Below are 12,476 nucleotides of genomic sequence, written 5' to 3'. Positions count from 1 at the left end.
ATAGTGTGATTTTTACACTAAGCCATGTTATTTCACAATTTTGCCATAAGATTTAGTATCGTCCTTTGTTTGATAGAAAGCTAGATTGTAAATTATTTATAAACATAAATTTATAAACAATTTTGTTTATTTTTGAATATGGAAAAATTGATCAATAAGTTTAAAGGTATCCACCCCGGCCTTATACTGGAACGTGAGCTTAAAAAAAGGAGGCTTAAAAAGGGCCCATTGGCGCTTTCCTTAAACGAATATCCTCAGACCTTAAATGATATTACAAAAGGTAAGAGAGGAGTTACAGCTTCACTTTCCATTAAGCTAGATCAAATTTTGGGTTTAGAAGAGGGCACCATGCTGATACTCCAGGCTTACTATGAGATACAGAAAGAAAAAGATAAACGGAATGCAGCCGATAAACCTGATTTATCAATTCTCAGAAAGATACTTTTTTGGGATACAGATTTTGATAAAATAAACTGGAAAAGCCAATATAAATCTGTTATTCAAAGGGTATTGGAGCGGGGAAATAGTGATGAAAAAAATGAACTAATTAGATATTACGGACAAGATTTAGTGAATAAAGTAGCCATTAATAGTATTGACCAAACCGGTCGAGATATCTAAAAATCAAATTATGTATTGGAATACCGTTAACGAACTTTTAAAAAGCTGCTTGCTTGAACTTATGCAAGCAAAGGAGCTATCTAAGTTTCGGCTGGTTGGTGGAACAGCGCTTAGTCTTTATCTCGGTCACCGTTTATCGGTCGACATTGATCTTTTTACAGATGCAGAATATGGATCAATAGACTTTGATCGAATTGAGAAGTTACTCAGGAATAAGTTTGCCTTCGTTCAAGGTAATTTTGGTCAATTTGCAGGTCTAGGAAAGTCCTATCTTATTGGTACGCATAAAGAGAACATTGTTAAGCTGGATCTCTTTTACAGCATGGACCCCTTTTTTGAAGATCATGCGGATCATGATAGTGTGCGTATGGCAACCATACCTGAAATCATTGCAATGAAGATGGATATTGTACAAAGAGGTGGCAGAAAGAAAGATTTTTGGGACTTACATGAATTGCTAGATAATTATAGTGTAAGTGATATGATTGAACTTCATAAAAAACGTTTCGAATGGACTCACGATGAAGAAATGATCAGAAAAAACTTCACTAACTTTCTTACAGCTGACGATGACTTCGATCCAATATGTTTAAAAGGGAAAATATGGGAGTTCGTTAAAGAAGATTTAACAGAGGCGATTGATAGCAGCAACAAGGATAAACCAGTCGTATAGTGGCACAAAAAAGCCCTCTATACTTTTAGCGTAGAAGGCCCTTAAAACTCAATTAACTGGTTATGGATTAAAACTAATGGCTACGTAATAGATAGCGCCTGCCGATGGATTTCCGTAAGAAGTAAAATAATATTTGTTCAGCACGTTAGAACCGCCAAGTTTAATGATTGATTGTACTGAAGGGATCCGTAAACTCACCTGCGCATCTAAAGAGCTGTATGCAGGTACCTGACCTGAGGCAAAAGAAGAATTCCAGTAGAATTGGTCTTGCCAACGATACGCCAAATTAAAACCAAAGTTTTTAATAATTTCTTTATTGCCAAAACCCAGGTTGTAACGAATTTTTGGAGTATTGAAATCGTTAATGTAATTAACTGGTAAATCGCCGATTTCGTTATAGGAAACGTTACCGCTGATGGTATATTTACCCACTAAATAATCTAAACCTAAAGCTGCACCATAAGAGGTTACTTTACCTTCTGCATTAACTGGAACACCGAATTTCACAAAACTTCCGTTAACATTCTGATAAACATCTACTGCTGTGATAAAATCTTTATAAATGTTATAATAACCATAAGCATCAACCAATAAATTTGGAAGAAGCAATCCTTTATAACCTAACTCATAAGATTGAACACTCTCTGGACGGACACCTTTTGAATCAAAAGTATATTGTTGCAACAATGCAGGGTTAGGTGTTCCTGTTGCCGCTGCCGAGGCTAAGAACGCGCGGTAACTTACGTCGGTATAAGGCTTATTACTATCAAGATGGTATTTAGAAAACATAATTTCTGGCAAACCGCCAATCAATCTTTGAGAACCTCCACCTACCGAAAGGTCGATGTATTGATTTTGTGTGGTTGGGTTACGGTAACCTGTTTGGTAAGAAACCCTGATGTTGTTATTTTTGGCAACAGTGAACACACCGGTTACCCTTGGTGTAAACCGGCCTTCAAAATTCTGGCTTTTATCATAACGACCTGCAAAAGTAAATTTAACCTTATCGTTAAAAAGTTTTTTACCGATCTGTGCAAACGCACCATATTCTTTAATATCGATGGAATTTGTCAAGTCATTAAAAATTGTTCCAGCCGAATTTAAGTCATATAAACGGTATGATGCACCAACCTGAAATTCTACCACTTTATCAAAAAGATTGGTAAAGTTGTACATTCCCTCATAATGGTAAAGGTTAGATTTATCATCGAATTTTGCACCATAAATACCTTTACTAGGGTCTGAGGCACTGATGGTGGTATTCATAATCTGATCCTTAGCCTGTATAAACTGCGGAGAACCAGGTGCGAAACGCCCCTGATCGGCAACACTTCTGGCAAAAGCCTGTGCTTGTACATCAGTTTGACCTGCCGCTCTTGCACCTACATAATTACCAATATATTGTGGAAACCAGCTTGTTGATGGTTTTGATAATTCATTAATATAACTGCCCAAAATAGAAGAAATATAAGAATCACCCGAACGTTCCTGCGTAGTATAGGCTTTAAGGAAGAAATCTTCACCTTTTAATTCTAATTTATATTGCCCGATATTAAAATTGCGGAGCGAATAACGGTCAGAACCGGTATATACCGAAGTTCCTGTTCCCCAATTGGCCTGTCCAACTATTTGTACTGTATTGCTGATGTTGTAATATAATGCACCAGATGCTTTTAACGATTTGGTACTATAATCAACCAGGTTTTCTTCATTATAACCAGTTCTTGAAATATTTTGATTAGGGATTAAACCTGCTTTCAAACCAACATAAAAAGGAAAATAATTCTGTACCGGACCACGCAATGCAGATGGTAATCCCGCCAAAAACCCCGCTTGCTGGGCTGCATTTGGAATGGCGGTACCAAAAGTCCCGTCCATTAATGTTTTAATGTTTGGTATTAAACCACCAGACCCTGCATTAATTCCGGCAATAGTTGCATTTTGAACACTTAGCGCCACATTACGCATATTTTGGCTTACCTCATCACCGTAAACGTTGATTCCGTCGTAATTTGGATCGCTGTTTCTATCGCCAGATTTTGCAGTTCTTGCTACCCTATCGAAGTTTGAATAATTATTTCCGTACCAATCTTTAGCCTGAAGGAACGAAAATGCCGCTTTTACGCCAAACTTATTGTTCCATGATTTTGCCATGCGCACATCCAACTGATTGAAAGGCTGCACACTGCTATTGTCATCATTTACATGGTTTACCCCTGTTTTATACTGAAAGCTTGCGCCTGGATATTTAAAAGGATCTTTTGAGGTCATCAATAGTGTACCATTAATACCACCTGCACCATAAAGAGCAGATGAAGCACCTGGCAGAAGTTCAACATTATCTACATCGAGCTCAGTTATACCCACAATATTACCCACTGAGAAGTTTAATCCAGGGGCCTGGTTATCCATTCCATCTATATATTGATTAAAACGGGTATTACCATTTGAATTGAAACCACGCGTGTTAATCGACTTGAAAGTTAAACTCTGCATACTGCTTTCTACACCTTTCATATTGTTCAAAGCATCGTAAAATGATGGTGCGGCAATTTCCCTGATAGAAGCAGCACTCATCCGCTCGATAGAAACCGGTGATTCTAAAATACGCTCAGGAGTACGCGATGCTGAAACAACCACATCCCCTCCCAAAACCACTGCCGTTTCCAGTTCCAGGTTAATTCCCGTAGCATTCCCGGTAATCTGCTGTTCTACTGTACCATAGCCCACGTAAGACGCCACAAGCGTAAAGGGAACTTTAGCTGTTGTTGTAAATGTAAAACTACCGTTGCTTGTGGAGGCTGTACCGCCAGAATGGCCTTTGATGGTTAAACTCACGCCAGCTAGGCCTTCTTTCGATTGCTTGTCTTTTACGGTACCGCTCACCGTAATACTCTGTGCCTGTGCCGCAATATTACCTGCGTACACAAATAATAACACATAGAAGATCTGTGTAAAAATTCTGCTCATAAACGATTGTTAATTTGGTTGTTTGTATTATTAGTTATATAAACTTAAATTCTTTTTTTGAATTAAACAAATTATGTTAGCATAATAATTTCAATTCGAATTATAATTTTGATTGATATACAGTTTGTTGTATTTTGCATTAAACATAAACCGTCATTTTGCCCTATCTTAGCGAAAGACTTGTTAGCTAACCATTATGAATAAAATTAAAGCCGTATTCTGCATCATTATTCCGATAGCATTAGCTTTTTTATTTAACACCAAATTAGGTAGTACACCTCCACTGCTAAAATTCCTAGATCCGTTTATGGGTTTCTGGCAAAATGCAGAGAACAATCATTTTATGTTTAATCATAAAGCGAAAATCAAAGGGGCAATAGATAAAATCGAAATCGTTTTTGACGACCGCATGATTCCACATATTTTTGCACAGAATGATCACGATCTGTATCTGGCACAAGGTTATGTAACTGCCATGCACCGCCTTTGGCAAATGGATTTCCAGACTCGTTTTGCAGCGGGTAGAATTAGTGAAGTAGTTGGCGATAAAGCGATAGAGGTAGACCGTTATCAACGCCGGATGGGCATGGTTTATGGCGCAGAAAACTCGTTAAAAGGTATGATGGCAGATCCTAAGGCAAAAGAAATGATCTTAGCTTATACCGAAGGGATCAATGCATATATCAAAACGCTTTCTAAAGCCAATTATCCTTTAGAATACAAAATACTCGATTTTAAGCCTGAAAACTGGACGCCTGTAAAATGTGCGCTGCTCCTAAAACAGATGTCGGCGGTATTAGCCATGGGTTCTGACGAATTTTACATGACAAACATCTTGAAAAAATTCGGCCCCGAGGTGACCAAAAATCTTTTCCCGGATTATCCGTTCCGCGAAGACCCGATCATTCCTGTTGGCACCAAATGGGACTTTTCTCCCTTACCGATACCTAAAACACCAGAAAGCTTTACCCAGGCTCAAACCGGAGAGGTTAAAACAACCGAAAAAATAGAGGGCATCGGCAGTAATAACTGGGCTTTATCTGGAGCCAAAACTGCATCAGGATACCCGATTTTGGCAAACGATCCACATTTGGATTTAACACTTCCTTCAATCTGGTACCAGATCCAACTACATGCACCTGGCGTAAATACTTATGGCGTTTCATTGCCCGGCGCTCCGGGCGTAATTATAGGTTTTAACCAGAAAATAGCCTGGGGCGTGACCAATGTTGCCGCCGATGTACTGGATTTTTATCAGATCAAGTTTAAAGATTCCAGCCACAACGAATATTGGTACAACAATAAATGGAAAGCCACAACAAAGAGATTGGAAACGATTAAAATCCGTGGTGGAAAAGATGAAATAGATACCGTTTACTACACGCATCACGGGCCCGTGGTATATTTCCAGAAACCAAAATACGGCAGGGCAGATAATGTGCCTGTTGGCGACGCTTTGAGGTGGATCGCACATGATGAGTCGAACGAGCTCATGACTTTTTATTACCTGAACCGTGGGAAAAACTATAACGACTACCGTAAGGCTTTAACTTATTATACCGCACCTGCACAGAACTTTGTTTTCGCCAGTATTGATAACGATATTGCCATCACACCAAATGGTAAATTCCCCCTAAAGTGGAAGGATCAGGGCAAGTTTATTCTCGATGGTACCGACCCCGCTTACGATTGGCATGGCTGGATCCCAAATGCACAAAATCCAACAGTTAAGAATCCGCCACGTGGTTTTGTAAGCTCTGCCAACCAGTCTTCTACCGATACTACTTACCCATATTACATCAACTGGGAATTTTCGCCTTACGAGCGTGGCAAAAGGATCAACGACCGCTTATCGGCCATGAACAAGGCTACATTGGATAGCATCCGTTTGATGCAGACCGATAATTATAGCATTATGGCACAAAACCTGGTTCCTGCTTTGTTGCCCTTATTGAATAATGAGCAATTAAACGCAACACAAAAAGAAGCATTGGCTTACCTGAACAAATGGAACAAACGTTACGATGCCCATGAAATTGCAGCCAGCGTATTTGAGATATGGACCAAACGCTTATCACATGATATCTGGGCGGACGAATTCGAGGTTAAAGGCATTCCGATGCGTTACCCTTCTAGAGACCGTACGGTGGAAATGATCTTGAAAGAACCCAATGCAACATGGTATGATAATATCAATACCAGCAAAAAAGAAACATTATCTGACCTGGTTAACGAAGCTTTTAAATATAGTTGCGATAGTTTGGAAAGACGCTTTGGGCCGATAAACAAAGATTGGGACTGGGCAAATGTAAAACAGACCAATGTGCCACACCTGGCCAAAATACCAGGATTCGGCTCGAAAGTTTTACAGATTGGTGGCGCGAAAACTGCCATTAATGCTTTGAGCGAAGCCAACGGACCTTCATGGCGGATGGTGATCGAACTGGGTAAAACGCCAAAAGGACATGGGGTTTATCCAGGCGGCCAATCAGGCAATCCCGGAAGCAAATTTTATGATAATATGATCGATACCTGGGCAAATGGCAAATTGTACGATCTGTTTTATATGCAAAGTCCTGATGATAAATCGGGTACGATTATTTCTCGTTTAAAAATTTCTAAATAGGCTAAAATGGTTTTCATTGTTATATTAATAATCTGTTTCCTTTTACAAATGATTGCCCCCTGGTGGATCATTATTGTAATTTCATTTGCTACCTGCGGCATTATTGGCAAAACAGGAAAAATAGCCTTTTGGCAGTCTTTTCTTGCTGTTTTCTTACTTTGGATCGGATATGCTTTATTTAAAAGCTTGCCTAATGATAACGTCCTTGCTGGCCGTGTGGCCGTGATGACTGGTGTAAAATTGTGGTGGGCACTGCTGTTGGTTACGGGAATTTTAAGTGGCCTGGTTGCCGGTATTAGCGGTTACTGTGGTTATCAGTTCCGCATGGCGATGTTGGCAAAAAAAACTGACGAGAAAATAGCATAATGCTTTGTACTTTTGCCTTGTGAATTTAACAGCTAACGATATATTTTCTGTAAAAAGTACCGATGCGTTTAACGCCCTTGCCTTAAGCGTTTTTAAGTTACAGGCGCAAAACTGCAATGTTTACCGTGAATATATCTTTCATTTAGGTGTTGATGCTGATGAAGTGAGCGAAATTGCACAGATCCCTTTTTTACCCATCAGTTTTTTTAAAAGCCATTCCATTCTCAGCAGTACCGATCCTGTCGAAATTACTTTCAGCAGTTCAGGCACAACGGGTATGGTACAGAGCAGCCATCATGTAACCAATGTGAAATTATATGAACAGAGCTATCTACAGGCTTTTGCACAATTTTACGGGGATATTACTGAATATTGCTTTTTGGCTCTGCTCCCATCCTACCAACAGCGAGCTGGTTCATCATTAATCTACATGGTGAACGATCTGATCGAAAAGAGCAAACACCCACAAAGTGGTTACTTTTTATACAACCATGATGAACTGCTGAAAACCCTCCTGGATCTTAAATCAAAAAAACAGAAAACCGTTTTAATTGGTGTTACTTATGCCCTGCTCGATTTTATAGAACAGTTTGAAATCGATTTCCCCGAGCTGATTGTAATGGAAACGGGAGGAATGAAAGGGAAACGTAAAGAAATGGTTCGGGAAGAACTTCATGAACAATTGACCAAAGGGTTCGGCGTAAGTGCGATCCATAGCGAATATGGAATGACCGAGCTACTTTCTCAGGCTTATTCTTTGGGTGAAGGTATCTTTAACTGCCCCAGCTGGATGAAGGTTTTGATCCGCGACACCAACGATCCTTTAAGTTTGATGGCGAATGGCAGGACTGGTGGTATCAATGTAATCGATCTGGCCAATCTCAATTCTTGTTCATTTATTGCTACGCAGGATTTGGGCAGAATAAATCCTGATCAAAGTTTTGAAGTATTGGGCAGGTTTGACAATGCCGATATCAGGGGTTGTAATCTTTTGGTGCAGTAAACTTTAATTTACCTTATCCGAACAGCTTGCGCATAAACCGGTAGCAATCAGGTTAAGGTGTTCTACTTTAAATCCTGCCGGAACTTTTAATGCCGGAATTTTAACGGTATCCAAACAGTAAATTTTATGACAGTTATCGCAGTTAAAATGCACATGTTCATCATGGTGTTCGTGTGCACTGCAGCCATCAGAACAGATGGCATAATTGGCTGTGCCCTGCTGATCTAAAACCTTATGTATAATCCCTTTTTCTTCAAAAGCCTGCAAAACACGGTATAAAGTAACCCGGTCAGCATTCTTGCCCATCACCTGCTCCAAGTAAGGCTGAGATGTTGCAGAATCTCTTCCACTCAAAATCTCCAGCACCTGCAAACGTGGGGCAGTTCTTTTTAGTCCGTTTTTAACCAAAAGTTTTTCGAAACGTGCTGTTTTGTTTTCCATAGCAATACAAAAATAAGCAATTAATTAATCAGTTTGGCATGCTTGATGCTTATTGGGGGTGCATAGCTCGCATCTTTTTGCTCTAATTTCAAAACCCCTCTAACCCGGATAGGTTTTTCACTATACGGTACTGCATTTTCCATCTCTATCATAATCATTACCGGAATACCATTTTGCCCACAAAAATAACATTGGTTAATGGGCAGGGTTGCCAAAAGAAATTTTTGTTGTTTCTGTCCGCTTTTTATAGGGATCAGGTAACCTGTTAAATCAAACTCCCTATTCTCAAAACGTCTGATCGATTCAGTAAACAGGGGCAAAAGTTCGTTCTTTTCGGTGAGTTCAAATTTCACCGAGCCGATTACATCCCAGTTCAAAGATCGCAACTGATCTTTTGGGTTGTGCTTTTGCGTTTGTGCACTAACTGAGCAAACGGAAAACAGAAAGAAAATAAAATGCAAATATCTCATCGTTTTATAGCATCTAAAAGAAAAAAAGTAGATCGGCTATCACCAGAATCGTTGATTATAAATTTGCCTTTCAGGGTAATGGGCTCTTCGGTCCAGGTAATCGGTTTTAAAGTCTTCACTTCTATCATCGAAGGGATATCGCCCGTGCCGCAATACGGGCAGGAGGCAATGGGCACAATAGAAAACATAAACTCGCTGAAGCTATTGCCAACTTTAGTAGGGATAATATACCCAGGGATTTCAATGATCTTGTTGTTGATTGCCTTTAATGCAGGTGGAAAAACAGCCTGCCAAACCAATGGTTTTACCTGCTTATCGTACTTTAAGCCAATCAGGTTCCAGGTGGGCGTGCGCATATCGGTATGTACATTTACCTGCGCAACAGCTGTAAAAGAGATCAATGTCAATAAAACCGTTATATATTTTTTCATCATAACTGTTTTGCATTTAAAAGAAAAAACTCGCTCCTATCATCACCCGAATCGTTAATAACGAATATCCCTTTCAGTTTGATCGGTTTTTCGGTAATGGGAATAGCCGTTAACATTTTCACCTGCACCATTGATGGAATATCGCCCGAGCCGCAGTACGGACAGGAGGCAATGGGTACAATAGAGAACATAAATTCGCTAAATTTCGACCCTACCTTTGTGGGAATGATGTAACCAGGCAGCTCAATAACCTTATTGTGTAATGCCTTTAATGCAGGTGGAAAAACGCTTCCCCATTTCTTCGGAGCAATTTCGGCATCATACCTTAAACCGATCAGGTTCCAGGTAGGCGTGCGCATGTCGGTATGTACCTTAACCTGCGCCGCTACTACGTGGATAACTAAACATGAAACAACCAATAAAAGCAATTTCTTCATCGTATTAACCTCAACCGGGTTAGCTGTTTTTGGTTAAAGTTTCGGCAATATCAACCTTGTAAATCTGCATAGCAGGAATAAGCGAGGCTAAAGCGCCGATAAACAGCCCGATCCAGATTAAATATACTTCCTGTGGAATTGCAGTAAGCCCTGTTAATTTTGCCTGAGAAGATTCCTGATAGGCACCGATTACCTCAAGGGCAACATGCCCGATCAACAAACCCAAACAGGCGCCGATAAATGTAACCAAAACCCCTTCAAACATGACCAGGAAAAAGAGTTTCGATTTTGATGCACCAAGACAGCGCATAATGGCCAGGTCGTATTTCCGTTCTTTCATGGCGTTATAAAGGCTGATAAAAATACTCAGGGCAGCAATCCCCATAATAAATATGGCGAACCATTGTAACGTATCAATCCCAACACCGATCAGTGAAAACAACCTTGCACTTTCCATCGCCGGAGAGGCCGCCTGCATGTTTGTACTTTGGTTAACCATCCGCGGGAAAAGAATCACCGACATTGGCGATTTATACTGGATCAGCAAGGCTGTAATCTGTTTATCGTTAATCTCTTTGGCTTCTCCTCCAGAAACGTGGCTATGGCCCTCAACATGCTTCTCTTCATGCATTTTATAAACACTGCCAATATTAGTGAGGATCAGATTATCGGTTATATTTCCTTGTGGTTTTAAAATCCCTTTTACCTGATAAGCATGTTGTTTATGAACATCACCATTCCCGGTTAAACCATGTGCGCCGAAAAAAAAACCGCCAATCTTGAGCCCTGATGTTAATGCAACAGTGCTACCAAGGGTTACTTCTAAATCTTTATGCCAAAAACTGCCCTTTTGGATAGATAAACCGTAAAGATTGGAGAAAGTACTATCAGTGCCAACAATCCGGTAGCCGTTATAATTATCGCCCAATGCCAATGGAACAGCCCTTTTAACCATAGGGTTCTGCATTAATTTGTAGGCATCTTTAGCCGGAATATTTCCCGTTGGGTAATCGATATGGTAAACGCTACTTAATATCAACTGTAAGGGGCTTCCTTTTGCCCCCACAACCAGATCGATATCCTTGGCATTTTTTTCCAGTTTGTTACTAATCTGTGTAGAAGCCAAAAAGAGAATAGACAGGATGCTTACACCAAAGGCAACTAAAATAATATTCAAAATTGTTGTTAGCTTATTCCTGACGAGGTTTTTGCTACTGATTTTAAAGATATTCATTAGAGTAGATAGGTTTTAGTAATGTGGTCCCGAACCCTTCGGTCGTGCGTGGCGATGATCAGTGCAGCTCCATTATCTTTAGCCTGGGTAGTCAGTAGCTGGATTACCTGATTGGCATTTTCATCATCTAAGCTAGATGTAGGCTCATCAGCAATCAGCAGATCAGGTTTGTTTACCAATGCACGCGCCACCGAAACCCTTTGCAACTGCCCCTGACTTAATTGGTCAGGATAATTTTTAGCCAGCTCAGCAATACCCAGATCGTGCAAAAGTGAAAGATTCCGTTCATGATCTACAGGTAGCCCAGCCATTACCGCAGCGAGCGCTAAGTTATCGAGCACATCAAGTGAACGAATAAGATGTGGCCTTTGAAAAATGATTCCGATATGTCTTCCCCTGAACCTATCCCGCCCTCTTGCAGGCAGCGTATATAAATCGGTTCCATTAATTAAAACCTCACCCTGGCTTGGCTCCAAAAGACCAGAAATAATATTGAGCAGTGTGCTTTTCCCACTACCAGATGCACCGAGTAAAAGCCATTGCTCCATATCTGCGATTGCCCAGTCAGGAAATTTTAATCTTCTCCCCTTCTCATAAACATGTACCAGTGAACTGATCTTAATCATGATGTAACACCTTTTGCACTTTTTTTACTGCCAGATTTTTGATGGCATAACGCCTGTACAGTTCTATTCCATCATTTGCACCGTGCTTACAGGCAGGGTTTAACATGGTGATGAACAACAACGCCGGGATAAACAGGATTTTATAATTCTTTGACATATTAGTTAATAAGGATAAATTTTTAGTACTGGTGATCGATGGGACAAGACTTGAGCATTCTTAAATTGATATAATGGGCAGTCGCAATGGTAAATCCACCAAGCGGAATCAAAATCGGTTCCAGCAGCTCAATTCCCGAAAAATGCCCGAATGCAATGCAGGCAAAGCCTGAAATAAGTACCAGGATTGGCATAATACGGTGATGTTGTTTCCGGTAGGCAGCACTTAAGCTCCAGATACCAATAATCAATGAAACTGCAATCATCGTAATTTCAACTGCTTCATTGGCCAGGAACCCCATACCCCACATCGGCAAAACAGTGATCAGGAATGGTAATGCCGCGCAATGTATGGCACAAAGTGTTGAGGCGGTAATGCCGATCCGGTCGAGGTTGATTTTATAGCTCCGTAGTTTCATTAA

General features: G+C 40.3%; 14 protein-coding genes. 5 read left to right on the top strand and 9 right to left on the bottom strand.

What is annotated here, in order from left to right; genetic code table 11:
• Positions 1-138: 138 nt before the first annotated feature.
• Both AC1DNH_RS14215 and AC1DNH_RS14210 read left to right on the top strand, forming a co-directional pair.
• The gene (locus AC1DNH_RS14215) at positions 139-621 is read left to right on the top strand and encodes a helix-turn-helix transcriptional regulator (protein ID WP_477578912.1); all 483 of its coding nucleotides are present in this window, start codon (positions 139-141) and stop codon (positions 619-621) included.
• Positions 622-631: 10 nt separating this feature from the next.
• A complete protein-coding gene (locus AC1DNH_RS14210; protein ID WP_477625459.1) occupies positions 632-1,294 on the top strand; it encodes a nucleotidyl transferase AbiEii/AbiGii toxin family protein in 663 nt (220 codons plus the stop codon).
• A 60-nt stretch (positions 1,295-1,354) separates the two neighbouring features.
• Here AC1DNH_RS14210 and AC1DNH_RS14205 read toward each other — a convergent pair whose 3' ends face one another.
• On the bottom strand, positions 1,355-4,264 hold the full coding sequence (locus tag AC1DNH_RS14205; RefSeq protein WP_477578916.1) for a TonB-dependent receptor domain-containing protein: 2,910 nt from the start codon (positions 4,262-4,264) through the stop codon (positions 1,355-1,357).
• Between the two features lie 196 nt (positions 4,265-4,460).
• Between AC1DNH_RS14205 and AC1DNH_RS14200 the strand changes: the two genes are divergently transcribed.
• From AC1DNH_RS14200 to AC1DNH_RS14190, 3 genes are read left to right on the top strand one after another with little or no spacing between them, the layout of a single operon-like run.
• Entirely contained in the window at positions 4,461-6,890 is a 2,430-nt protein-coding gene (locus AC1DNH_RS14200) for a penicillin acylase family protein (protein WP_477625458.1), read from the top strand.
• 6 nt (positions 6,891-6,896) lie between these two features.
• Positions 6,897-7,256 (top strand): hypothetical protein, encoded by a 360-nt coding sequence (locus tag AC1DNH_RS14195; protein ID WP_215132044.1) that lies wholly within the window; start codon positions 6,897-6,899, stop codon positions 7,254-7,256.
• A 4-nt stretch (positions 7,257-7,260) separates the two neighbouring features.
• Positions 7,261-8,259 carry a LuxE/PaaK family acyltransferase gene (locus tag AC1DNH_RS14190; RefSeq protein ID WP_477625457.1) on the top strand — a complete coding sequence of 333 codons (999 nt, stop codon included), beginning with the start codon at positions 7,261-7,263 and terminating at the stop codon, positions 8,257-8,259.
• Positions 8,260-8,262: 3 nt separating this feature from the next.
• On the opposite strand, the gene AC1DNH_RS14185 is transcribed toward AC1DNH_RS14190, so the two are convergent.
• From AC1DNH_RS14185 to AC1DNH_RS14150, 8 genes are read right to left on the bottom strand one after another with little or no spacing between them, the layout of a single operon-like run.
• The gene (locus AC1DNH_RS14185; protein WP_057932600.1) at positions 8,263-8,700 is read right to left on the bottom strand and encodes a Fur family transcriptional regulator; all 438 of its coding nucleotides are present in this window, start codon (positions 8,698-8,700) and stop codon (positions 8,263-8,265) included.
• A gap of 20 nt (positions 8,701-8,720) precedes the next feature.
• Positions 8,721-9,170, bottom strand: a complete 450-nt coding sequence (locus AC1DNH_RS14180) for a hypothetical protein (RefSeq protein ID WP_477582124.1) — start codon at positions 9,168-9,170, stop codon at positions 8,721-8,723.
• The gene (locus AC1DNH_RS14175) at positions 9,167-9,601 is read right to left on the bottom strand and encodes a hypothetical protein (protein WP_477582126.1); all 435 of its coding nucleotides are present in this window, start codon (positions 9,599-9,601) and stop codon (positions 9,167-9,169) included. Before AC1DNH_RS14175 ends, AC1DNH_RS14180 begins: the two co-directional genes overlap by 4 nt.
• A complete protein-coding gene (locus AC1DNH_RS14170) occupies positions 9,601-10,038 on the bottom strand; it encodes a hypothetical protein (protein WP_477582128.1) in 438 nt (145 codons plus the stop codon). Before AC1DNH_RS14170 ends, AC1DNH_RS14175 begins: the two co-directional genes overlap by 1 nt.
• Before the next feature lie 19 nt (positions 10,039-10,057).
• A complete protein-coding gene (locus AC1DNH_RS14165; RefSeq protein ID WP_477582130.1) occupies positions 10,058-11,272 on the bottom strand; it encodes an ABC transporter permease in 1,215 nt (404 codons plus the stop codon).
• Positions 11,272-11,898 (bottom strand): ABC transporter ATP-binding protein, encoded by a 627-nt coding sequence (locus AC1DNH_RS14160; protein WP_477582132.1) that lies wholly within the window; start codon positions 11,896-11,898, stop codon positions 11,272-11,274. The genes AC1DNH_RS14165 and AC1DNH_RS14160 overlap by 1 nt, the downstream gene beginning before the upstream one ends.
• Positions 11,891-12,055, bottom strand: a complete 165-nt coding sequence (locus AC1DNH_RS14155; RefSeq protein WP_477582134.1) for a hypothetical protein — start codon at positions 12,053-12,055, stop codon at positions 11,891-11,893. Before AC1DNH_RS14155 ends, AC1DNH_RS14160 begins: the two co-directional genes overlap by 8 nt.
• A 22-nt stretch (positions 12,056-12,077) precedes the next feature.
• Positions 12,078-12,473: a MerC domain-containing protein gene (locus tag AC1DNH_RS14150; protein WP_057932606.1), complete on the bottom strand. Its 396-nt coding sequence runs from the start codon at positions 12,471-12,473 to the stop codon at positions 12,078-12,080.
• Positions 12,474-12,476: the final 3 nt, after the last annotated feature.

The organism is Pedobacter sp. 01N310 (genome assembly GCF_056399805.1).
This window is presented reverse-complemented; position numbering and strand designations above follow the sequence as displayed.